This is a genomic window from Litoribacterium kuwaitense, assembly GCF_011058155.1.
Taxonomy (GTDB): domain Bacteria; phylum Bacillota; class Bacilli; order Bacillales; family DSM-28697; genus Litoribacterium; species Litoribacterium kuwaitense.
Window position 1 is genome coordinate 19,810 of record NZ_JAALFC010000028.1, and the last position, 22,431, is coordinate 42,240.

28 protein-coding genes, 1 pseudogene and 1 riboswitch are annotated in these 22,431 nt (G+C 44.5%); of the genes and pseudogenes, 22 read left to right on the plus strand and 7 right to left on the minus strand.

Annotated features, from left to right (window positions below; all coding sequences use genetic code 11):
• The first annotated feature begins 129 nt into the window (after nucleotides 1-129).
• The 7 genes from G4V62_RS13415 to G4V62_RS13445 all read left to right on the plus strand — a co-directional run bounded on the left by G4V62_RS13415 (nucleotide 130) and on the right by G4V62_RS13445 (nucleotide 6,102).
• The gene (locus G4V62_RS13415; protein WP_165203036.1) at nucleotides 130-633 is read left to right on the plus strand and encodes a small multi-drug export protein; all 504 of its coding nucleotides are present in this window, start codon (nucleotides 130-132) and stop codon (nucleotides 631-633) included.
• Nucleotides 623-1,873 carry a DUF418 domain-containing protein gene (locus tag G4V62_RS13420; RefSeq protein WP_165203038.1) on the plus strand — a complete coding sequence of 417 codons (1,251 nt, stop codon included), beginning with the start codon at nucleotides 623-625 and terminating at the stop codon, nucleotides 1,871-1,873. The genes G4V62_RS13415 and G4V62_RS13420 overlap by 11 nt, the downstream gene beginning before the upstream one ends.
• Before the next feature lie 193 nt (nucleotides 1,874-2,066).
• Nucleotides 2,067-3,422, plus strand: a complete 1,356-nt coding sequence (gene aroA / locus G4V62_RS13425; RefSeq protein WP_165203040.1) for a 3-phosphoshikimate 1-carboxyvinyltransferase — start codon at nucleotides 2,067-2,069, stop codon at nucleotides 3,420-3,422.
• Between the two features lie 500 nt (nucleotides 3,423-3,922).
• The gene (locus G4V62_RS13430) at nucleotides 3,923-4,330 is read left to right on the plus strand and encodes a MarR family winged helix-turn-helix transcriptional regulator (RefSeq protein ID WP_246218443.1); all 408 of its coding nucleotides are present in this window, start codon (nucleotides 3,923-3,925) and stop codon (nucleotides 4,328-4,330) included.
• Nucleotides 4,331-4,344: 14 nt separating this feature from the next.
• On the plus strand, nucleotides 4,345-5,328 hold the full coding sequence (locus G4V62_RS13435) for a ring-cleaving dioxygenase (protein ID WP_165203044.1): 984 nt from the start codon (nucleotides 4,345-4,347) through the stop codon (nucleotides 5,326-5,328).
• Nucleotides 5,325-5,936, plus strand: coding sequence for an alpha/beta hydrolase (locus G4V62_RS13440; protein ID WP_312855498.1), 612 nt, complete (start codon nucleotides 5,325-5,327; stop codon nucleotides 5,934-5,936). Before G4V62_RS13435 ends, G4V62_RS13440 begins: the two co-directional genes overlap by 4 nt.
• A gap of 4 nt (nucleotides 5,937-5,940) precedes the next feature.
• Nucleotides 5,941-6,102, plus strand: a complete 162-nt coding sequence (locus tag G4V62_RS13445; protein WP_165203048.1) for a hypothetical protein — start codon at nucleotides 5,941-5,943, stop codon at nucleotides 6,100-6,102.
• Nucleotides 6,103-6,200: 98 nt separating this feature from the next.
• Here the strand turns inward: G4V62_RS13445 and G4V62_RS13450 are convergent, their stop codons facing one another.
• A complete protein-coding gene (locus tag G4V62_RS13450) occupies nucleotides 6,201-6,716 on the minus strand; it encodes a LemA family protein (RefSeq protein ID WP_165203050.1) in 516 nt (171 codons plus the stop codon).
• A gap of 193 nt (nucleotides 6,717-6,909) precedes the next feature.
• Between G4V62_RS13450 and G4V62_RS13455 the strand changes: the two genes are divergently transcribed.
• The 8 genes from G4V62_RS13455 (at nucleotide 6,910) to G4V62_RS13485 (ending at nucleotide 13,576) form a co-directional block, all read left to right on the plus strand.
• On the plus strand, nucleotides 6,910-7,224 hold the full coding sequence (locus tag G4V62_RS13455) for an ArsR/SmtB family transcription factor (protein ID WP_165203052.1): 315 nt from the start codon (nucleotides 6,910-6,912) through the stop codon (nucleotides 7,222-7,224).
• Between the two features lie 234 nt (nucleotides 7,225-7,458).
• Complete coding sequence (locus G4V62_RS13460; protein WP_165203054.1) at nucleotides 7,459-8,157, plus strand: response regulator transcription factor; 699 nt, start codon at nucleotides 7,459-7,461, stop codon at nucleotides 8,155-8,157.
• A 2-nt stretch (nucleotides 8,158-8,159) separates the two neighbouring features.
• Complete coding sequence (locus G4V62_RS13465) at nucleotides 8,160-9,293, plus strand: sensor histidine kinase (RefSeq protein WP_246218440.1); 1,134 nt, start codon at nucleotides 8,160-8,162, stop codon at nucleotides 9,291-9,293.
• 17 nt (nucleotides 9,294-9,310) lie between these two features.
• On the plus strand, nucleotides 9,311-9,505 hold the full coding sequence (locus G4V62_RS19990) for a sensor histidine kinase (protein WP_312855499.1): 195 nt from the start codon (nucleotides 9,311-9,313) through the stop codon (nucleotides 9,503-9,505).
• Between the two features lie 70 nt (nucleotides 9,506-9,575).
• The gene (locus G4V62_RS13470) at nucleotides 9,576-10,406 is read left to right on the plus strand and encodes a PepSY domain-containing protein (protein ID WP_165203056.1); all 831 of its coding nucleotides are present in this window, start codon (nucleotides 9,576-9,578) and stop codon (nucleotides 10,404-10,406) included.
• 117 nt (nucleotides 10,407-10,523) lie between these two features.
• A complete protein-coding gene (locus G4V62_RS13475; protein ID WP_165203058.1) occupies nucleotides 10,524-11,501 on the plus strand; it encodes a PepSY domain-containing protein in 978 nt (325 codons plus the stop codon).
• Nucleotides 11,502-11,772: 271 nt separating this feature from the next.
• Nucleotides 11,773-12,474, plus strand: a complete 702-nt coding sequence (locus G4V62_RS13480; protein ID WP_165203060.1) for a response regulator transcription factor — start codon at nucleotides 11,773-11,775, stop codon at nucleotides 12,472-12,474.
• Complete coding sequence (locus G4V62_RS13485; RefSeq protein WP_165203062.1) at nucleotides 12,464-13,576, plus strand: sensor histidine kinase; 1,113 nt, start codon at nucleotides 12,464-12,466, stop codon at nucleotides 13,574-13,576. The genes G4V62_RS13480 and G4V62_RS13485 overlap by 11 nt, the downstream gene beginning before the upstream one ends.
• Before the next feature lie 6 nt (nucleotides 13,577-13,582).
• Here G4V62_RS13485 and G4V62_RS13490 read toward each other — a convergent pair whose 3' ends face one another.
• From G4V62_RS13490 to thiD, 3 genes are all read right to left on the minus strand, one after another.
• On the minus strand, nucleotides 13,583-13,966 hold the full coding sequence (locus G4V62_RS13490) for a GNAT family N-acetyltransferase (RefSeq protein ID WP_165203078.1): 384 nt from the start codon (nucleotides 13,964-13,966) through the stop codon (nucleotides 13,583-13,585).
• Nucleotides 13,906-14,145, minus strand: coding sequence for a GNAT family N-acetyltransferase (locus G4V62_RS20360; RefSeq protein ID WP_165203064.1), 240 nt, complete (start codon nucleotides 14,143-14,145; stop codon nucleotides 13,906-13,908). Before G4V62_RS20360 ends, G4V62_RS13490 begins: the two co-directional genes overlap by 61 nt.
• 410 nt (nucleotides 14,146-14,555) lie before the next feature.
• Nucleotides 14,556-15,368 carry a bifunctional hydroxymethylpyrimidine kinase/phosphomethylpyrimidine kinase gene (gene thiD / locus G4V62_RS13500; protein WP_165203066.1) on the minus strand — a complete coding sequence of 271 codons (813 nt, stop codon included), beginning with the start codon at nucleotides 15,366-15,368 and terminating at the stop codon, nucleotides 14,556-14,558.
• 103 nt (nucleotides 15,369-15,471) lie between these two features.
• Nucleotides 15,472-15,577: riboswitch (TPP riboswitch) on the minus strand.
• A gap of 99 nt (nucleotides 15,578-15,676) precedes the next feature.
• Between thiD and G4V62_RS20365 the strand changes: the two genes are divergently transcribed.
• The 7 genes and pseudogenes from G4V62_RS20365 to G4V62_RS13530 all read left to right on the plus strand — a co-directional run bounded on the left by G4V62_RS20365 (nucleotide 15,677) and on the right by G4V62_RS13530 (nucleotide 20,610).
• On the plus strand, nucleotides 15,677-15,919 hold the full coding sequence (locus tag G4V62_RS20365) for a GNAT family N-acetyltransferase (protein WP_281359553.1): 243 nt from the start codon (nucleotides 15,677-15,679) through the stop codon (nucleotides 15,917-15,919).
• Complete coding sequence (locus G4V62_RS20370) at nucleotides 15,916-16,209, plus strand: GNAT family N-acetyltransferase (protein WP_281359554.1); 294 nt, start codon at nucleotides 15,916-15,918, stop codon at nucleotides 16,207-16,209. The genes G4V62_RS20365 and G4V62_RS20370 overlap by 4 nt, the downstream gene beginning before the upstream one ends.
• A gap of 119 nt (nucleotides 16,210-16,328) precedes the next feature.
• Nucleotides 16,329-17,230, plus strand: a pseudogene (locus G4V62_RS13510) (ABC transporter ATP-binding protein).
• Nucleotides 17,223-18,476 (plus strand): ABC transporter permease, encoded by a 1,254-nt coding sequence (locus tag G4V62_RS13515; protein ID WP_165203068.1) that lies wholly within the window; start codon nucleotides 17,223-17,225, stop codon nucleotides 18,474-18,476. Before G4V62_RS13510 ends, G4V62_RS13515 begins: the two are co-directional and overlap by 8 nt.
• A gap of 202 nt (nucleotides 18,477-18,678) precedes the next feature.
• Entirely contained in the window at nucleotides 18,679-18,831 is a 153-nt protein-coding gene (locus G4V62_RS13520; protein ID WP_165203070.1) for a hypothetical protein, read from the plus strand.
• Nucleotides 18,832-18,958: 127 nt separating this feature from the next.
• On the plus strand, nucleotides 18,959-19,783 hold the full coding sequence (locus G4V62_RS13525; RefSeq protein ID WP_165203072.1) for a D-alanyl-D-alanine carboxypeptidase family protein: 825 nt from the start codon (nucleotides 18,959-18,961) through the stop codon (nucleotides 19,781-19,783).
• Between the two features lie 341 nt (nucleotides 19,784-20,124).
• Nucleotides 20,125-20,610 carry an Hsp20/alpha crystallin family protein gene (locus tag G4V62_RS13530; RefSeq protein ID WP_165203073.1) on the plus strand — a complete coding sequence of 162 codons (486 nt, stop codon included), beginning with the start codon at nucleotides 20,125-20,127 and terminating at the stop codon, nucleotides 20,608-20,610.
• A gap of 129 nt (nucleotides 20,611-20,739) precedes the next feature.
• Here G4V62_RS13530 and ddlA read toward each other — a convergent pair whose 3' ends face one another.
• From ddlA to G4V62_RS13545, 3 genes are all read right to left on the minus strand, one after another.
• The gene (gene ddlA / locus G4V62_RS13535; protein ID WP_165203074.1) at nucleotides 20,740-21,837 is read right to left on the minus strand and encodes a D-alanine--D-alanine ligase; all 1,098 of its coding nucleotides are present in this window, start codon (nucleotides 21,835-21,837) and stop codon (nucleotides 20,740-20,742) included.
• 92 nt (nucleotides 21,838-21,929) lie between these two features.
• Nucleotides 21,930-22,106, minus strand: a complete 177-nt coding sequence (locus tag G4V62_RS13540) for a hypothetical protein (RefSeq protein WP_165203075.1) — start codon at nucleotides 22,104-22,106, stop codon at nucleotides 21,930-21,932.
• 129 nt (nucleotides 22,107-22,235) lie between these two features.
• The coding region (locus tag G4V62_RS13545) for a hypothetical protein (protein WP_212508786.1) at nucleotides 22,236-22,431 on the minus strand (196 nt) is incomplete at its 5' end.

The following is a 22,431-nucleotide window of genomic DNA, read 5'->3' on the forward strand; positions in this document are numbered from 1 at the left end:
TTCTGTTTTCGTTTCCGATCTTTCCAGAAGTTCCGCTGTTGCTCCTGTTTGTCATGGGGGTCACACAATACACAATTTTTTGGTTAGATACACGGTCTTATTACAAACAATAAGGAAGAGGTGAAAGTGATGGCGTTTATTATTGCGTACGCGCTCGTGTTTATCTTTGCGGCTATACCGTTTTTTGAAGTGCTAGCTGTCATTCCGCTCGGTATTTTAGCGGGGCTCAATGGCTTTCTTGTGATCATTCTTGCCTTTTTAGGAAATTTGCTGACGGTGCTATTAGTGATTTTTCTTGGCGACCGTCTGAATCAGTGGAATGAAAGAAGAAAAGCGGCGAAGGAGCACGCTCCGAATAAAAGGAGACAGCGAGCGGAGCGTCTGTGGAAAAAATATGGTTTAATTGGGTTTTCACTGCTTGGGCCGGTTTTAATCGGCAGTCATTTGGCGGCTTTCTTAGCTGTGACTTTTGGTGGTCAGCGGCAGGCGGTTACATTATGGATGACGATTAGTTTAGTCGTCTGGTGTATCGCTTTTGGCGTACTTTCGTATCTAGGTGCCGATTTTATTCTGGAGCGTTCAGGAAATACGGACGGTTTCTTGTACAGGATGTTAGATGTCGATGAGTCATAACGCGAAGCCAAACGAAGGGACAGCGCAGCTTGAGCCGACAAAGTCTGCAAAACGAATTGCGTCGATAGATGTTTTGCGCGGTTTTGCTTTAATTGGCATATTACTTGCAAATATGCGGGCGTTTAAAACGCCTGCCTTACACGATATGAGTGCGTATGTGCTCGGGCAAACGTGGCCGGAAGGTGGGATGAGCGGCGCCATTGAAGCGTTTCTTCATTGGGCGGTCATTGGTAAATTTTATCCGCTGTTTTCGTTTTTGTTCGGCCTTGGTTTTTATTTGTTTGTGTCGCGGATTGAAGAGCGCCAGTTAGACGGATCGTACTACTTTAAAAAACGAATGGCGGGACTTGCGCTCATCGGATTGATCCATCTCTTTTTCATCTGGTCCGGTGATATTTTACACACGTATGCGGTTGCGGGCTTGTTTTTACTTTTGTTTTACCGTAAGCCGATTGGCACGTTGATTCGTTGGGGCATTGGCCTGCTTGTTTTCCCTGCGTTATTGACAGCGTTGCTTGGTTTAGTGACAGCCTTAACGCAAAATCCTGAGGATGTACAAGGTATAATAGAGATGTCTTTAGCGCCGATTGTAACGATATTTCAAAGCGGTAGTTATGTAGACATTTTGCAATTTCGCATGAGCATGGAAGTCCCAGTGCTGCTGTTTAACCTGTTTTTTGCGGTACCTAACGTCTTAGGTGTATTTTTGCTAGGGTTAGCATTTGGAAAGTGGGGCGGACTGCAACGACCTAAAGAATTTGCAACGACATGGCGGCGTATCCAGCTGTACAGTGGTTGGTCGGGAGCGATCCTTTCGCTCGTGTATGTCTTATTGATCTACAATGTGTTTCCACTTCCAGCTGGCGAAGGATATGCGTATGGACAATCACTCAATATGATTGCTGGTCCGTTGGTTATGCTTTGGTACGTATCAACCTTCGTTCGTGTCATGGAGAACGAGCGCATGCAAACAAGGCTGGCACCATTAGGGGCGATGGGGCGTATGGCTTTAACGAACTATATCGTTCAATCAATCGTTAGCGTTTTTCTTTTCTATGGATTTGGTCTTGGCTTGTTCGGACGAGTAAGTGTCGCTGCCGGGATGGGAATTGCCGTTACCATCTTCATTCTACAGCTTCTGTTCAGTGTACTTTGGTTGAAAAAATATAACCAAGGACCTTTAGAGAACCTTTGGCGTAAAGCGACGTATGCAGGTGCAACGCGATATAAACAAAAATGACCGGTTTGCTGTTTTCAACACCTTCACTCGGATCGTGTGAGGGTGTTGTTTTTCTGTAAAGAGAACAATGGATGCTGCCGACAGCATTTTCGCGCTTTAACCAGTCAACGCAAAAAAGAAAAGGGCTTGCCGAAGCATTCAAAGTATGTGATAGTTAAGGGAACATCAGCTAGAACGTAAGGGGGAAAAACAGTTGGCACATACGCCGGATTTGGAAGCACGGTCGCCTTGGTCAGCCATCAGTGATTATAAAGAGGTCAATATACGTGGGTATGAAAAGCCTGTTCAAGGAAGTGTTACGATTCCTGGAAGTAAAAGCTTTACCAACCGCGCCTTGGCGCTGGCTGCTTTTTCGGAAGGGACAAGCCATTTAACAGGGGTACTCCAAAGCGATGACTCCTATTTTTGTTTAGAGTCACTGAAAGCGCTTGGTGTCAAAATAGAGCTCGATGGCGAAACAACAAAGATTGAAGGAATCGGCGGACAACGGTTAGCTCACTCCGCGCAAATGTATATTGGTGCATCTGGCACGAACGGCCGCTTTCTGCCAGGGCTCGTCGCTGCCCATACGGATGTACCACAGGAAATTAGGGCGAGTAAGCGGATGTCTGAGCGCCCCGTAGAGCCATTATTTAACGTGTTAACGTCTTTAGGACAAAAAGTGGAATATACAGGTAAAGAAGGCTTTTATCCAGTGACCTTGCACCCGTCAGCCTTCACGGGGGGAGAGGCAACAATTTCTGGTCAGCTGTCCAGCCAATTCATCAGCGGCATTTTGATGGCGGCTCCAGCGTCAGAACAAGGTGTCGTGCTCAATGTGACGGACGGAATTGTACAGCACGCATACGTCAACATAACGGTCGAGCTGATGCGCGCTCATGGTGTCGATGTACAGCACAATGACCGTTTTGATCGCTTTGTCGTGAAACCGCAAACGTATCAGGCAAAAGATTATGCCTTGGAGGCAGATGCATCAACCGCAGGCTACTTTTTTGCGCTGGCGGCGTTGCACGGGACGACAATTGAAGTAACAAACATGAACCCTGAAACAAATCAGCCAGACTTTTTACTCCTGAAAGTTTTAGAGCAGCTCGGGTGTCAGGTGGCGATTGATGGGACGTGTGTCAAAGTGACCGGCCCAGAGCAATTAAAAGGCAACTGCACCATTTCGATGCGGGAAATGTCAGACCAGGCGCTCACGCTAGCCGCACTAGCACCATTCGCCGATGGACCGATCACGATCACGGAGGTGGAGCACATTCGCCACCATGAGAGTGATCGAATTGCCGCAATGGCAACGTCACTCAAGCAGTTAGGCATCGACGTTCAAGAGCACATCGACGGATGGACGATTCAGCCGGGAAGCCCAGCTTCAACCGATCCGTTGTCATCGTATGACGACCATCGTGTCGCGATGTCCTTGGCGGTGATCGGGACAAAAGCCGGAAATTTAACCATTTCTGATCCTGGCTGTGTCTCCAAAACGTGTCCGACATTCTTTTCGTTAATTGAGCAATTGCATGTCAACGTTGATTATGTGAAAGCATAATATGAAGCCCTCTTGTCTGCTCGTCGTGAGCAGGAGAGGGCTTTGCTACTTTTAGAAGAAATGCTTCCATAAGAGGATATTAAAATTGTTCCGCTTAGACATCTGGTAAATTCGTTTTTTTGACCGCACACTCAGCTGTTTTCATTCTATTGAAAAATAATCTTGAATGATTAGCTAGCTTTTAGTCAGCGTAAAAAAGTAATCGACATCATGACGAGTCTTTATTATCGAATTATTTATAATTTTATTTACTTAAAGGGGTGACGACCCTTTCCAAAGCATCATAAAACTTTAGTCCATACAACAGTAGAAAATATTCATTGCTTCACAAAGAGCCTATAGGAATTTGTCAAATACATTTAGGGGAAGAATGAAAAAAAGAGCGCAACGCTTCTTGCTTTACAATAAAAAACGCACATGGTAACATGTTTAGTGCTAAACCTTATAATAAAAAGGTGGAGAAAACATTGTCTGAAGGCCGTTCAAAAAGTCAATTTAGTATGGATCGATTAAGCTTGCTTTGCTGGTTTCGTCTTTCGCGTGTGTATACACAAAACATCCGTGAGACGAATCAGCATTTAAACCAATGGAATATGTCTGCGACCCAGTTTGACATGCTCGCCCAAATTGGGGCAAATGAACCAATTTCGCAACAAGACCTCGCGGAAAAACTGTTTGTGACAAAAGGGAACATTGCTCAGCAAATGCGTAAGCTTGAGGAATGGGGCTGGATTACGCGTCAGAGTGAAGGACATACGAAGTGGGTATCGCTTACAGAAAAAGGACGAGCAAAGTATGAGGATGTCGTGCCGCAGCAAGAGCAGTTTCAACAGGAGCAATTTCAACGTCTCAGCCGCGATGAGCAGAAACAGCTCGTTCGGCTTCTCAAAAAAATTCAAGATTCTTAAAGGAGGACGATTTAATGAACATCAAAGGGATTCATCACGTTTCGGCCATGACAGGAAGCGCCAAAGGAAATTACACGTTTTACACCGATATTTTAGGTATGCGTCTCGTAAAGAAGACAGTGAATCAGGATGACACGAGCATTTATCACTTATTTTATGGCGATCGTGTCGGAAGCCCAGGAACAGAGCTGACTTTTTTTGAAATTCCTAATGCGGCGCCAACGCATCAAGGGAACAGGAGCATCTCGCAAATTCAACTGCGTGTACCGTCTGATGCATCATTACAATATTGGGTTGAGCGCTTTGACGATCACAACGTTCAGCATACAGGGGTAATAGAAGTAGCTGGCCGCAAGACGTTGCCTTTCTTTGATCCTGAAGGTCAACGGTTGGCTTTTGTATCCGATGAGACGAATGAAGGCGTTGCGGGCGGTGAGCCTTGGGAGCGAAGTGCAGTTACGGCAGCTCATGGAGTTATTGGTTTAGGACCTGTGAAATTGACTGTGCCGGACGCAGAGCGAACCGCCGACATCCTGACCGACGTCCTCGGATTTCATCTTGCAGGCACGCGCCCACCAGAGAAAGAGGGGATGAATGATATCCAAATTTTCTCGGTTGGCGAAGGGGGGACTGGAGCTGAGGTCCATTTAGAAGAACGGACCGATCTTCCTCCGGAAAGATTAGGGAAAGGCGGCGTCCACCACGTGGCGTTTCGTTTGGAAGATGAAGAGGCTTTGCTTAAATGGGCGGAGCAATTAAATGAGCTGCGCATCCCAAATTCCGGGTTTGTCGAGCGGTTTTATTTTAAATCGCTATATTTTCGTGAACCTAATGGCATCTTATTTGAACTCGCTACAGATGGTCCTGGCTTTGCGACAGATGAGGACGAGGCGCATTTAGGAGAAAGTCTATCTCTTCCGCCGTATTTAGAAAGTCAGCGCGAGCATATTGAAAAGCACATTGCCCCATTGGACACGACACCGAGGAGTGATGCATAATGAAGTATATTTATCATCCACCGAAAACAGAGAAAGCGCCTGTGTTATTACTGCTTCATGGTACTGGCGGAAGCGAGCAAGACTTGATCGAGCTCGGACGTGAGCTTCATCCCGATGCAGGGCGATTAAGTGTGAGGGGTCAGGAGATTGAGAACGGTATGCCGCGCTATTTTAAGCGGTTGGCACCAGGTGTATTTGATCTCGATAATTTAACGATGCGCACCGAAGAGCTTTATCAATTTATACAAACAGCGCGAGAAGAGCACGCTTTTCAAACAAATCCCCTCATTGCAGTTGGTTATTCTAACGGTGCCAATATTGCTGGAAGCCTTATGTACGACTTTCCAGAAGCTTTAGCAGGTGCTGTGTTATTTCATCCAATGGTGCCGCGCCGTGACAAACAGCCAACTCATTTGAGTGGTAAGGACGTTTGGATTGGTGCTGGGACGAATGACCCGATGTGTCCAGCAGAAGAAACGAAGGATCTCACTTCTTATTTACAACAAGCGGGTGCCGAAGTCGACGTATTTTGGACTAATCAAGGCCACCAGCTGAGCATGGCTGAGGTAGAGGCTGCGAAAAATTGGTTGTCTGGACGTTCTTTCTAAGTTTATGATCAAAGGGATTGGGGAAGCGTTAAAAGAATACTTTTCGCGCAAAGAAGGGGAAGCCGATGTCATCATTATTCAAAAAGCTATTGAGGTTATTAAAGAAGCCTTCAGTTCAACGCGCCATCAAAAACAAAGTCGTTCCGATGGCGAAGCGAGAGTATGAAAAGCGAAAACGGAACAAATCTTCATAATACATGTTGGACCACAAATCCCCGGAAGCTCATTTGACGAGCACCGGGGATTTTCATTGTGGGCTATTCATCATTTAGGCCGTTTGAGCTTCACTCTCTTTAATGAAGGCCGTGTTTTAAGGCGCAACAGGCGGGCAATAGCGACTGCAGGAGAATTTGATATTTTGTCATTATAGCGTTGAACGCTTTCGTTATAAACATTTGCTGAATACATGATTCGTTGTTCGAGGTCATTTAAATCCTCTAATAAGGAGACGTTTTCTGTCTCATCAAGCCTTGGCAGTATTGGATAAAGCAAGCCTTTAATCGTATCGTTTGCGTGAATGCGCTCTTGAGTCGATCCTTTGATCAACTGCTGACGGAGGGTCATGACTTCCTCCCATGTCTGTTGATCTATTGCTGGTCGAAACGTTTGAAGGTCGACGATCATGTCGTGCCTTTGACGAAGTAACGTCTCAATGTCCGTTTGGCTCCGTTGCATAGACATACGCAAGCGAAGTAACGTGTTGTAGTGGGCGATAAAAAATAAGGTGATGCCGAACAGGACGATCGCGATGACAAAAAGTATGACTTGAAATTCACTCATACAATTTCCTCCCTTTCTTCCACTTTATCAAAATCTGTCGTCGGATGCATATCACCGATAGCCAATCTAAAAACAAATTTTTCGGAAATTTCCTCCTGTTTGAGGTCATTTTTTGGAAAATGTAGGTTGACGAATGATATGAAAGGGTTTACACTGTGACTTATCAATTAAGATTGATTAAGGGGGGAATGGTATGACGACAGCTTGCGTTTCTAAAAGACGGCCCGTCACCGACTTTGAAAGTCCATTTAAAGCTCTAGCTGATGAAAAGCGCTTAAAAGTATTAAAACTGCTGACAAAACACGGCGCTTCGTGTGTCGTTGACTTAATGGAGTATATGGATATGCCACAATCTAAATTGTCTTACCATTTGAAAATTTTATTGCGTGCAGGTTTTATAGAAAAAGAGAGCCGCGGTACGTGGAGTTATTACACTGTACGAGAGGATCGACTTCGTGCCCTGCTTTCCGATGAGGTGACGGAGAGTTTTTGGTGGTCAGAGACATAAAGTATACAAAAAACACTTCTTTCATCTTCTCTATGCAGAGAATTGAAAGGAGTGTTTTTTTGCGTCGGCAAAGGGGGTAAGCGTGATCGCTCAAAAGGTATTTACACTTTGAGCGGTGGGGCAGGCGGATGTCATCTAAAACGAATACAGTTCAAAAATGTTGGTTCTACCAATGCTTGCCTCCGTTCGATCGGTTCGTTATGCTAGTGTCATCTGAAGGTGGAGGCTAAATAAATGACGAAAGAGCGCATTTTAATTATAGAAGATGAAGCGTCAATTGCCCGTGTACTGAAGCTGGAGCTTGAGTATGAAGGATATGAAGCGCACTCCGTACATACAGGCTCAGAAGGCCTTTCGTGCTATCGCGAGGAACAATGGGACCTTATTTTGCTTGATGTGATGCTGCCTGAAATGAGTGGAACGGACATTTTAAGTCGGATTCGCTCAACAGGCGGTCAAACACCGATCATTATGCTAACAGCACGAGACACGGTTTCAGATAAGGTTCAAGGCTTAGATTTAGGCGCCAACGATTACGTGACAAAGCCCTTTCAAATTGAAGAGCTCCTTGCCCGCATTCGTGCGATTTTAAGAACGACGTCATCAATGGCCAACAAACCTAAGGAAGGTGAATTGCAAGTTGGTGATTTGCAGGTGAATACGAAAACGAGAGAAATTTGTAGAGATGGACGTTCTCTTGAATTAACACCAAGAGAATTTGATTTATTAATCTTTTTGATGAAGCACGAAGGTCAAGTATTAAGCCGAGAACAGATCCTTGATCACGTTTGGGGTTACGATTACTACGGTGACACGAATGTCGTCGACGTATATGTGCGGTATGTGCGTAAAAAAGTTGATTACCCATTTGATGTTGCTTTGATTCAGACGGTTCGCGGTGTTGGTTATGTCATGAAAGCGCCAGGTGGCTAAATATGAAAATGAGAGGGAAAATCTACCTTTTCTCGACGGTTTGGCTTGTGCTTGCGATGGTTGTGATCACGGTAGCGATCTATTATTTGTTTGAAAGCCGTCTTACTGAACGTGAAGAAGCTCAAGCAGCTCTTGAAACTGAACGCATCGCCGAGGCGTTGGCAGAGGCAGGAGGTGCAGTACCAACCGCGCAGCTTTTACGCGCATATTTGCCAGCAGAGGGCATGATCCGGATAATTGAAGGAGAAAACGATTCGTCTCCCCTAGTCATTACAAAAGATCGAAGTACCGCGTCATTACCGCCGCTCTATAAAACGGGACAAAGTACAACACTGCGAGAGCTTGACGGAAGACGGTTCATTACAGCAACGTTTCCTGCCATGCTTAACGATGGTCGCCTCGTCACATTAGAGGTGACAGAAAACGTTGAAGACACTTATGCGCTTCTCGACATATTGCGTCTCGTTTTGTTTATCGCTGCGCTTGTCGTGTTAATCCCAAGTATTTTAGCAGGAAAAACCTTAGGCGACCTGATCGTGAAGCCACTCATTACAATGACAAAAACAATGGAAGATATTCAAAAACAGGGCGATTTTCAACGAATTAAGTTAGATAAAACGTCAGATGATGAGCTGTCACAGCTGGCAGCGACTTTTAACAGGATGATGGATATCCTCGAAGAAAACTACGAAAAGCAGGAGCAGTTTGTTTCTGATGCCTCTCATGAGTTAAAAACCCCTTTAACAGCGATTGAAAGTTATGCGAACCTCTTGAAACGTTGGGGAGCGAAAAAACCTGAAGTGCTGGAAGAATCGATTGAAGCCATAGTCTCAGAATCACAGCGAATGAAAGGCATGACTGAGCAAATGCTCGAACTCGCCAATCACGGTACAGAGCGATTGGAGCGCCAAGGGGTAATCTTAAATGAGCTTGTTCAAGAGACAGTGCAGACGATGCGTCAAGCGTATCAACGAACGATCATTTGGACAGACGATTTGGAAAAAGTGGTCGTTTACGCTGATAAGGAAAAAACAAAACAAGTGCTTTATATTCTTCTCGATAACGCCTTGAAATACAGTGACGAAGCAGTCGAGGTGCGTCTGCTTATGATGAAAAGCAAGGCGGGTTTTCCGTAACGGATCAAGGAGAAGGAATTCCTAAAGAGGACGTAGAGCATATATTCGACCGGTTTTATCGAGTGGATAAAGCGCGCAGCCGTCAGACTGGCGGAACGGGTCTTGGGTTGTCTATTGCCAAACGGATGATAGATGCTCATCGCGGAAGCATTGACGTTCAGACAAAGGAAGGCGAAGGGACAACAATTTCCGTCTGGCTCCCATTGTATTAACACTCTCAGCAAAATCTCATTTGCGTCTGCTACATTATGAATATGAAATGTCCGAAAGGAGAGGATCGCATTGAAAAAACGATGGTTTTGGGTTCCGATCGCCATCGTCGTCGTTGTAGGCGGATTTGGGATTCAGCAGCTTCTGGCGATTCAGCAGACAGCTCCCTTGTCAGAGCGAGATGTGATAGAGAAAGTGACGGATTTTTATAATGGCGAAGTAACGGAGACGGATTTGATTAACGACACGTACGTGCTCGTACTAACGAATGATCAAGGTACGTATCAAATTCAAGTCGATGCGACCGAAGGGTCTATTCAACGAATTAAGCAATTAGCTCAAAAAGAAGCACCCCAATCTCTACTGAGTGAAGAGGAAGTGAGTGAAAAAGCCCTTGAGGCGGCTGGTGGGGGAGAAGTCGTCTCTATTGAGGAAACAATGTTAGATGATATTAAGGCCTTTGCTGTAATCATTGAGCAGGAGAAGAAACGCTATCATTTCAAAATGGACAGAAAAGATGGTGCAATTCTCGAGCAAGAGGAAGAAACACTTGAAGACCGTGAAACGCCAAAAGAACCGACAGATAAAAATGAAGCAAACAACCAAAATGATCAGGACGATACAAAACAGCCAAAGCCAACAAAGAACAACAATACGGTAAAAAACAACGACACGTCGACCCAGCCAGCGCAGCCACAGGCTAGCACCGTCGTCAGCTCAGCAGAAGCGATGAATATTGCCTTGCAAGCCGCTGGAGGTGGAACGGTGAAGGAAATGGAAGTCGATGACGATGACGACACCGGGAAGGTCTACGAAATTGAAGTCATCCTCAATGACCAGGAAATCGATGTCGTTGTGCAAGCTCAATCTGGAGAAGTCATTTCAATTTCTTGGGATGATTAAAACAAGATCATTCGTTTCTCATCAATTTCTCATTTTCTTCTTTCTTGTTTCTCAGAAGCACGAGGTATGATGAAAATAGATCGAAGATAGATATTCCATTGAAGGAGGAATTTAACAATGAACAAAAAAGTTACAGGTATTGCTTTAGCAGGCACATTAGCTTTAGGCGGTCTTGGTTTTGGTTCCCATGCGTTAGCGAATGGAACAGTTGAGCTCGAGCTTGATCACGAGCGCGGTGTCACCCAGCATACAGTTAATGCAGTTACCATTTCACCTGAAAAAGCGAAGGAAATTGCCCTTAAAGAACGAGACGGAAAAGTGACAGATTTTGAACTGACGAGAAATTATGGCCATGTCATGTATGAAGTTGATATTGCAGTCAATGGTGACGATGAAGATGTTTACGTAAGTGCTTGGAGCGGCAAGGTACTCATCGACGGAAAGCCGTGGGTACCTAAACAAGCTATAAAAGTGACACGTGATCAAGCTATCGAAGCAGCACTGAACAAAACAGGCGGCGGAACAGTGACAGATACCGACATTGAAGTCGAGCATGGAAGAGTGTTTTACGACATCGAAGTGCGGACGTCTAAAGGCGAACGAAATGTTTATATCGACGCTCGCTCAGGCAAAATTTTAGCCGAACGTCCCGATTACGATCGTGATGATCACGATGACGATGATGATAGAGACGAGGAAAACGTCAACGTGAATATTAGCAAGGAACAAGCGAAAGAAGCAGCGCTAAACGGAAAAAATAACCACGTTGATGACATTGAATTAGAGTACATCAATGGCAAATGGTACTACGAAGTGGACGTAGAAGATGACGGAAAAGATGATATTTACGTCGATGCGAACACAGGAAAAGTTGTCAATAAGTCAGAGCTCTATGACGTTGAACTTTCTATGCAGGAAGCACACAAGATCGCGCTAAAAAAAGCTCCAGGAACGATTGTGGAGGCATCTTTAGATGAAGATGACGGGCGCGGAGAATACGAATTTGAAATCCGGGCAAACAATGGTGATGAAGTAGAGATCACTATTGATGCTAAGACAGGAAGCATTATTGAATTTGAACGAGACGACGATTAATCGCTAATCAGCCGCAAGGTGTAGTCAAAGTTTACAATCACTTTGACTACGCTTTTTTTTCGTCAAAAACGAAGTTCATGCAAACGGAAAAATAAGCACAGGCGTACCCCCTTTCAGGATGATAAATGATTGGTAATGAAGCATCATAAATCGTGTAGCTCTAAACAACAAACAAAAAATGTCACGTTGTTGCGCTCTGTCGGTCTGTAGCATTGAAAGGAGTGGCTGTGGTAAGGTAATTTCAGGACAATAAAGAAGGGCAGGGACGACGATGAGACGTTTATTAATCGTTGATGACGATCCAGATATTGTGAACTTGATTGCGATATATTTGCAAAATGAAGGGTATGAAGTTGAAAAGGCATTCAATGGAGAGGAAGCATTTCAAGTCATGGAAGCGCAGGATGTTGATCTCGTCATCCTTGATGTTATGATGCCAAAAATGGATGGGATTGAGGTTACGCGGCGGATTCGTGAAGTTAAAGATACGCCAATCCTTATGGTCAGTGCAAAGGCAGAGGATATGGATAAGATTCTTGGGTTGATGACCGGAGCAGATGATTATATGATTAAGCCGTTTAACCCGTTGGAGCTGATCGCACGGGTCAAGTCGTTACTGCGTCGTTCCTATCAGTATAAACCTAATTCCCCAGCTGAAGAAGACGAGGATCATGCTCATTTGCTACAATGTGGCCCACTGACCATTAACACGGCTCGCCATGAAGTGACGGTTGACGGTGACGTTGTTTCATTAACGGCAAAGGAATTTGATATTCTTCATCTCATGGCTCAGCATCCTGGTCGCGTGTATTCAGCTGAAAATCTATTTGAACATGTATGGAAGGAATCGTATTATTCGTCTAATAATACAGTGATGGTTCACATTAGTAATTTACGTGACAAGATTGAAAAAAAGCTTGGATACAAAATGATTCATACGGTGTGGGGAGTTGGATATAAACTTGAAACGTAAAATCGTTCACCCGCTACAGCTTCAGCTTTTGATTACGATTGGTCTTTCTGCTGTGCTCGGAGTACTCGTAGCGATGGCATTTATTTTTGTATGCATCATTATCGTTTCTATCGGCATCGTACCTCCGAGTATTGTCGATTTAATTCGTAATCTTTTTGGCATAAATTTGGCGATCTTGATTGTCGGAGTTGTTAGTTCACTCGTTTTTTTCGCCTTATTTATTATTTTTTTCACCCGTCGCTGGATGAAGGAGCTAGAGCAAACCATTCGTGGCAGTGAGTATATCGCCCAAGGGAAATTTTCTTACCGGCTTCCCTTCTCACGCAATGAAGAAATCGATCAACTGAGGACAAATTTAAACGCTGTGTCAACGCAATTAGATAGTGCTATTGCCGAGGAGAGAAATGCGGTTCAGGCAAAAAATGAGCTCGTTTCTAACGTGTCTCACGATTTGCGCACGCCTTTAACATCGATCATCGGCTACTTGCGTTTAATTGACGAGGATCGTTACAAAGACGAGGTTGAGCTGCGCTACTTTACAGACATTGCTTACCGTAAATCTTTACGGCTGAATCGAATGGTAAACGACTTGTTTGAGTATACACGCGTAAGCTTCGGTGGAATCCGTATGAATAAACGCCCTTTGGATATTGTTTCTCTCTTACAGCAGCTAGGTTCAGAATATGACAATTCATTTCGCGCTTTGGGAGTTGAATTGAGTATTCATGGTGGTGAGAGGTCGGCAGTAGTTTTGGCAGATGGTGATCAGCTTGTGCGAGTTTTTGAAAACCTTTTTGCCAACTCCGTCAAGTATGGAGCGCAGGGAGGGAAGATTGATGTAGAGATTGAGCTGAACGGTGATGCTGTAGGTGTGAAGGTCATCAACTACGGGGAACCTATTCCAGAGGAGGACCTTCCTTATTTATTTGATCGGTTTTATCGTGTAGATAAATCGAGAACGGATGATCATGGGGGATCAGGACTTGGTCTGGCTATCTCTAGAAGCATTATTGATTTACATGATGGGAAGATACAGGCGGACAGTACCCATGAAAAAACGACGTTCCAAGTCACACTTCCATTGTGGGAGAGGGCTTCTTGACGAAAATTAATGACGCTTCGTCAAGTGTAGCCATTCTCGTTTTAGCAGCCGATGCATGATGACGTCTCGGAGCTCGCCATCCTGCATAATATAATCTTTTAATAAACCTTCTTGCTGAAAGCCAAGTCGTGTGAGTAATTTTAATGACGCTTTGTTTTCAGGCATGACCGTCGCCCCAATTCGCAGAAGTCTTCCTTCCGAAAACCCCCAATGGATCATTGTTGCTAGCGCTTCAGTAGCATAGCCGTTTCCCCAAAAAAATGGGTCCAGCTCGTAGCCCATTTCCACTCGCGCATTTCGTGGCGAGCATTCATGAAAGCCGCAGCTGCCTATAAAGATCGGTCGGCCGTTTTGGTTTTTTCGATTGCCCAGCGAAGACCCCAGCCATATTGAACGCTTTCCCGCAAAGAACGCACTAAAAGGACGGCCTCCTCAAAGGTCGTTAGTTTTTCCATGCCATACATTTTTGTGACTTCTTTATTGCTTAAAATTTGAAAGAGCGGTTGGGCATCTTGCTCTCGTAACGGGCGGAGCCGCAAGCGGTTCGTATAGAGTGTTGGTACGTCCATTGGACAGACCTCCTTAAGAACGGATCGTCAATTACTGTCCTTGAATTGTACCATGAAATAAGTGGTGACATTGATGTCATGCGATCCTTAGCTAAAAAAACCCCGCATCCTTTTGCAGGTGCGGGTAGAAAAGGGGGTGGTTCTCAGGTGATTGATACAGATCGTGCTGTAAATATATGTTAACATATGAAGAAAATAAAATATAATCATTTAGCAGCGCTATTGCAAAAATGCATCATATGATACAGAATATTCAGAATGATAATTTCTTGAATGGGAATAACGAACTAATTTTAGGGAGTAACAGACCATGAATCTTGGAGAAAAAATCACAGCTCCCTTGATTGTATAAAAGGAACTATGATCCATTGAAAAGGTTTGGCAAATAAGAGACGATAAGAGAATACTTTTTATTTGTTTTGGCGACGGCGCCATGCCCAGTGGTTTGTTGGACCGTTCCCGTGACCGATATTTAGACTGTCTTCAATAGCAGCCGAAATAAATGCTTTGGCTGTTTGGACGGCTTCTGGAATAGACGCTCCTTTTGCCAGTGCGGCTGTAATGGCAGCTGAATACGTACAGCCTGTGCCATGGGTATGTTTTGTTGCAACTCGGGGAGAGCTAAAGCTGTCAAAGGCACCATTTGTGTATAAGATATCGGTTGCTTGCTCGTCGTCCATACGATGCCCGCCTTTTAACACACAAGCCGTTGCCCCATAGACCTCTACAAGTTTTTTTGCTGCATCTTTCATATGCTCTATTGTCGTAATGGACTGACCGACCATCTCTTCAGCTTCCGGAATGTTTGGCGTCACGACAGTCGCCAGAGGGAGCAATTCGTTTAACAGACTGCTTCGAGCGTCTTCTGCAAGCAAAGCGTCTCCACTTTTAGCAACCATCACCGGATCCATCACATAATTTTTTACTTGCTCTGTTTTTAGTACATGTGCTGTTACTTCAATGACCGGAACGGCAGAAAGCATGCCGGTTTTTACGGCGTGAGGTGGCAGATCTTCAAAGACGGCTTTTAACTGATCCTCAATAAAAGAAGTCTCCATATTAACGAAAGAACGTACACCTAACGTGTTTTGGCTGACGACAGCTGTGATAGCGCTTGTGCCGAAGACATCAAGCTCTTGAAACGTTTTTAGGTCAGCTTGAATACCTGCCCCTCCCGACGGATCAGTGCCGGCAATCGTTAAAGCAATAGGTAATGTCATCATGAACCCTCCATATGTATTAAGAACTGCGAGAGAGCCACAATAAAAAAACCGTCTGCTTCTGGTCATCAGAGAGCCACACGGCATATGAAAGCATGGTAATCATAGCTTTAGCCGATAGCTTCCCTACGCTGGTCTTAACCAGATCAGGTTCAAAGGGTCAAAGGATTACTTCTCTCAGCCTTTTTACTAAGGCTCCCCTAGCAGTCTTTCCTGTATATGTTGATCGTAACTCAATGACCGGCTATTGTGAAGCTTTTGCTTCAGAAAATTGGTTTTCTCCTGCAAATTGTAAAGGAGGTTCATAGCAAATGACGATTTGTGCTGACGACATAGACATTCGTCCTCTGCAGACAGTAGATATCCCAAAAATGTCCAAATGGCTGCAAAATCCAAGCCTGTTACAGTATTATGAGGGGAGAGACCGTCCGCATGACGAGTCACTCGTCCAACACCGCTTTTTTCGCAAAGAAAAGACGAAGCGAAGATTCATTATTCTTTTTCGCCATGAGCCGATCGGCTACTGTCAAGTTTATCAGCTGGAAATGATATGAAGGCCGGTTATGGTTTTCGGGATGAACGGATGACTCTAGGGATGGACCAGTTTATTGGCGAGCCCAATTATTGGGATCGGGGGATTGGACAAGCGTTTATGAATTTCATGTTAAAACGGTTGACTAAGGAATTTGGCACGTTTCGGGTGGTCGTTGACCCTCGGATACAAAATCAACGAGCGATTGCGTGTTATTTAAAAAGCGGTTTTACGAAAAGGAAAGAGTTACCACAGCATGAGTTGCATGAAGGTGTTTGGGAAGATTGTGTGCTGATGTCTGTAGAGGTGTAACAGAAAAACGAGCTCATGAAATACAGTATCTCTAATTGACAGATGGAGATTGCAAAAATGAAACCTTCTTCTGTTTATTCGCGTATATTTGTTAAACAACAAAGGAAGGAGACTGAACAATGGACGGTCTCACATTTCATCAAGTGAGTAAAGACTTTGGAAAAAATCGAGCAGTTGACCGGCTTGATTTCCATATTCCACAAGGGCAGATGTTCGGCTTTTTAGGAGCAAACGGTGCAGGGAAAACAACGACGTTTCGCATGATTCTCGGCATTTTTTCCCCTTCTGAAGGTCATATTGAATACAATGGGCAGCTGATGAAGCCGATGAGTCATGATTGGATTGGTTATTTACCTGAGGAGAGAGGGCTTTATGCTAAACAGACAGTAGAAACGCAACTGACCTATCTCGGTCGTTTGCGCAATATGAAGCGAGGTGACGTTAAAAAGGAAATAGCGGCGTGGCTTGAACGTTTTCGCATTCCTCATTACGCCAAAAAAAAGGTAGAAGAGCTGTCGAAAGGAAATCAGCAAAAAATTCAATTCATCGCGTCTGTATTGCACCGACCGAAGCTCGTCATTTTAGATGAGCCGTTTAGCGGGCTTGATCCCGTCAACGTCGAACTCTTTAAGAGCGCTGTAAAAGAGCTGGAAAACAGAGGAACGACCGTGCTTTTTTCCAGCCACCGTATGGAGCACGTGGAAGAGCTATGTGAGCATATTTGCATGCTGCGGCAAGGAAAAGTCGTTGTGAGCGGTCATGTGAAGGAAATTAAAGCCGCAGAGCCCCGCAGCTTTGTCCGCATTGATGCTCCATATTCGCTAGATTGGTTGTCTGCTGTCTCGGGAGTGAAGGATGTGCAGCTGTCAGCGAACGGGGCCAGAGTGGAAATTGAGCATCCGGAAGTGGCTGAGACCCTGTTTCCCGTGTTGCAAGCAAAGGCTTTGTTCGTAAGTTTGAGTTAGAAGAGCCGACGCTCAATGACATCTTTATCGAAAAGGTGGGTGGGCAAAATGAATAAATTTTGGACGACCGCTCGCTTCACCTTTACGAAGCATGCCAAAACGAAATCGTATGTAGCAACGACGATAATCGCATCATTGTTCATTGTTTTTATGCTTAATATTGACCTAGTGATATCATTATTTAATGATGACGCGCCAGAGACTGTGGCTGTACAGACCGATTCTGACGAACTCTACGGTGATGTAAAACAAGCGCTTAATGACATTGACGCTGCGATGACACTTGAAAGATTTGCAGGAAGTACAGATGAAGCCAAAGCAGCAGTTCAAGACGGAACATACAGCGGTTTTCTACAAATGGATATTGCTGAAGGGTTACCGCAAGCGTCGTATTTACAAAAAGAACAAACCTCAAGTCCAACAGCAGAATCACTCAATCAAGCCTTGCAGCAAGTCAAGGAGTCGTATGCATTAAACGAGGCGGGGTTAAATGAAGAGATTCTTGAAGCGATAAAAGCGCCGGTCGCGTTTGAAAGAAATTGGATGGAACAGCCCGCGCAAACAGGAGAAGAAATGTTTCAAGCGCGCGCCCTTGTGTATGTACTTATTTTTGTCATTTATTTCTCGGTCATTATGTACGGGAATATGATTGCAACAGAAGTGGCTACGGAGAAATCTTCACGTGTGATGGAAATTCTCATTTCGAGCGTGTCACCCGTCACACAAATGTTTGCTAAAATTATCGGGATTGCGTTATTAGGTCTTATGCAGTTTGCAATCATCGGCTCGATTGCCTTCGCTTCGATGCAATTAAGGTCTGCGGGCAGTGAAGAGGAGTCAGTCGTCATGGATCTTCTCGGCTTAAACGAGGTTCCTGTCGATACGTTGCTTTACCTGTTACTTTTCTTTCTTCTCGGCTATCTTTTTTATGCGACGCTTGCGGCGATGCTTGGCAGTCTCGTCAGTAGCCTTGAAGAAGTCAATCAAGCTGTCGCGCCAGTGAATTACGTCCTCATCTTGGCATTCTTCATCGCAATGTCAGGTTTGAGTGCACCGGAAGAGCCTTTAGTGACGATCGCATCCTTTATTCCACCTTTCACGCCGGTCATTATGTTTTTGCGTGTCGGATTGCTCGACGTACCGCTTATTGAAGTTTTGTTAGGTATCGGGCTGTTGGTAGCGTCTATTATCGCGCTTGCCTTCTTTGGTGGACGCGTCTATCGAGGAGGCGTTCTCATGTATTCTGGTCGCTCCGGTATTTTTAAAGATATTAAGAAAGCCTTACGCATGAATCGATCATAAGAGCGTAAAGGAGAACGGCTCTTTATAGATATCGAGTTGATCATTTAGTGAACGAAAAGACATACTTTTGAAGCATTTTCTAGGCGCATCGGTAGTCGTTTCGCTATCAAGTTATGCTAATATAAATAGAGAGGCTACGCCTTATCACATGAATTTTTCCTGAGGCTTGATCGTTTTTTAACGGCATCAGGGAAGGGGGGCAATGGCAACTAAAATGAATGCAACACAACAAAATAAAAAGCAGCCGTTGATGACCGTCGTTAAAATCGTCGCGTTTACTGCTGGCATTATTAGTGCAATCAGCATTGTGTCAATCCTTGTTTTTCTAGTCTATGTCCTACTGACACAACCTTGATGTAGGCGTTATTAAGCCGTTTAAAAAACTCTTAAGGTTTTCTTAAGGGTTTTTTGTAGGGGTTTTAGGTTTGCTTCGTATAGTAAGAGGTGAACAAGGAAAGACATCTTGCAAAGGAGTGGAGCTTATGGCTTCCATGATTTATAAAGATGCAGAGAAAATGAACGATCTTTCTGCAAACCATGTGATTGTGATTCATGATAAAAACAGAGAAGTACTTTATGAGAAAAATAGTCGTGAGCGTATGTATCCATCAGGAACGACGAAAGTATTAACGGCTTTAACGGCTTTGAAAATGTGTCGCCTAAATGAACGTATTACCGTCGGCGATGAAGTATTAAGTGAGACGAAGGGTGAACGTTTAGCCGGATTAATCCCTGGTCAAACGTATGTATTCATGGAAGTGCTTGCTGCGCTACTCATAGGCTCGGGGAATGATGCTGCGCGTGCGCTTGCGTATCATATCGCGAAAAGAGATCTGCATAAAGGATTGTCTTACGATGCAGGGGTTCGCTATTTTGCCTGGAGCATGAACGATGTCGCTGTTCGATCAGGAGCTGTTGCTTCCCAATTTATTAATCCACACGGGCTATTTAACGAACGTCATTTCTCAACAGCATGGGATATGGTTCATATTGGACACGAAGCTCATGCGTCACGGGTTATACGGAATTTGCTAAAGAGGACGAGCTGGGCATCTGAGCGGCTGACATTAAAAAGTCGAAATGAATTGGTGTTACCAGACAGCCCGTTTTATGTTCCAGAAGCAGAAAGTTTGCAGTCGGACAGTTCCATACAGCAACAGAGCTGCTTGCTCAGCACTGCCACGAGCGCAACGGAGACGGTCGTCGCCGCTGTATACGATGCAACTGGACATTATGTCTGGATCGACGCGCAAAAAGTGTTGAAACAAAGCTTAAACAATCTTAAACAACAAGAGATCGTCGTGTAGACTAAGCCTTAAAGCATGGACAAATAACAACATATGAAACGAACGACAGTAAGCTACAAAAATGTGCGGCTGTCGTTCGTTTTTATGTAGGTTGGGACAGGTAGAAGAGAGCGACTGGCTGCAAGGGTTGAGAAGAAAACCTTGCAGCGGGCATGGCGAGAGCAAAAGCGATGTTGCCATGCCGGGGTCAAAATGTCTGTATGTTTGTTATAACTAGGTTTTAAACAAGATAAAACGGTTATATACATACTGAAAGGTCTTTAGGGCTAACCGCTATGGTGTGATGTAGCTGAATCAGCGTTGTACTTGTCATTCAAAAAGTATAATGAGGAGGCATCGTTATGAAACCGATTCGTCGCATGCATGCAGACAACCAGCCAATAAGACGTATTAAAAACGAGCTAGACGGATTGTTTGAACGATTTTTTGACGATCCTTTCTTCACAGCGAACCCTTTGTCAAATGAAAAAAGTGAAGGAGTGTTCGCTTGCAACATTAAAGAAAAAAAGGATCGCTACGTCATCGAAGCACAAATCCCTGGAATTGATCCTGATGATGTCGAGATTGAAATTGAGAACAACATCATCACGATGAAGGGGGAGAAAAAGCAGTACAACGAAACCGAGGAAAGTGACACAGAGATGCGTGTCATTGAGCATAGCTATGGCTCATTTCAGCGCTCTTTCAGTCTGCCGGAAAATGCAGATACTGAGCGCATTCGTGCAGACCAGAAAAACAGCATTCTGTATATTGACATCCCGAAGCATAAAGAGAGTACGAAGCGTCGCATTCGAATTGGAAAAATTAAAATGCGAAACGGTCTGTAGGTTTATAATTCCTTCGGTTTAGCCCTGCAACCCATTGTTTCATGAAAATAAAAGACCTTTTCAAGTTCAAATAGGTCATTTTTCTTAAAAGAAGCAGCGGCAAGCATCATCGCCTGTCGCTGCTTCTTCTTAGTAGATCGAGCTTTTTAACTGCGTTTCTCGTTCGTAGCGCTCGATTGCTAGCTCAAGGAGCTGGTCAATCAGGGCTGTGTAAGAAAGACCGCTAATTTCCCACAGTTTTGGATACATACTGATTTGTGTAAAGCCTGGAAGTGTATTCACTTCATTGATCACCCATTGACCATCAGGCTTGAGAAAGAAATCGACGCGAGCCAAGCCTTCACACTGAAGCGTCTGAAAGGCGTCCAGCGCAAGTTTTTGTATATCCTTAACCTCTTTTTCAGCTAAAGAAGCTGGCAATTCAAGCCGTGCCCCCTCATCGTCAATGTACTTCGACTCATACGAATAAAACCCGCTTTGCGGTAAAATTTCTCCTGGGAGAGAGGCCTCTGGATGTTCGTTTCCGAGAACGGCTACTTCGATTTCGCGTCCGATAATCTCTTCTTCCACAACAATTTTTGTATCATACTGAAAAGCATCCTCGACCGCTTTAAAAAAGCTTTCTTCACAAGTTGCTTTGCTGACACCGACGGACGATCCTTGGTTGGCGGGTTTAATAAAGACCGGAAGACCAAGTGTTTCCTTCACTGTTGTAAAATCGATAGCATCTTGTCTTGCCTTTGTAAAGGAAAGACCCCGCGCAACAGGAAGATCAGCGGCTTGAAGCAAACGTTTGGCAATATCTTTATCCATACAGATGGCCGAGCTTAATACATTTGGTCCTACGTACGGAAGGTTTGCCATGCGCAGCAGTCCTTGCAGGCTTCCATCTTCACCAAGCGTACCATGCACAATCGGGAAAATGACGTCGAGTTGATCAAGGGGATCTCCAGATTGGGTCGCTACAAATTGTTCGGATGAGCGTCCAGGAACCATGGCGACGCCATAAGATGATTGATTGAGCTGAATTAGCGCCGGATTTTCAGCATGCAACAAAAAGGAAGAAGCTTCATTTAACTGCCAACGTCCTTGTTTGTCTATCCCGAGTAAGACCACGTCATATTTAGTGCGGTCGATGGCGTCTATAATATTTTTAGCTGATTGGAGAGACACCTCGTGTTCAGCAGATTTCCCTCCGAAGATAATACCGACTTTCTTTTTTGACAATGCGTACGCCTCCTTACTTTCTCATCTTATACTATTACGTTATTCCACGTTGGGGCAATGGTGTATTGTAGAAAAGCTTTCGGTTGAGCGACTTATTTCAAGTAACGCTGAATCGAAGAGGGCGGTGTTGTCTGATATTGGCCGCGGATAATGTCAATAATTCCTCCCGCGATAAAGCCGTCCCAAAACCCAGCCTCGACGATATCCTGAAAGGCGAACGATATGAGAATGCCAAGGATTCCAAGCCCGATGGTGAAATAAAACCTCATACGAATCTCCTCCATATGATGCATGTGTTGTGTATAGCGTACCATAGCGCGTTTGTTGGAATATCCGAAACGTAATAAAAAAAGACTGCTGGCTAGCTTAAGCCTTTAGCAGTCTTTTCGTGGCCATGTTCATTTTTTAAGAGTGTTGGACTGTTGTTTTGCACGTAGGTTCTCCATATGCTCTATGGCGGACAGGATGTCTTCGTATTGTTCAGAAGTAATTCGTTTTTCGGATAAGGCACGCTGGGCAGCAATTCGTTGGGCGACAAGCGAAGTTGACGTTTTCATCGTGAGACACTCCTTTGCAAGCCGTAAGAGGCAGGTC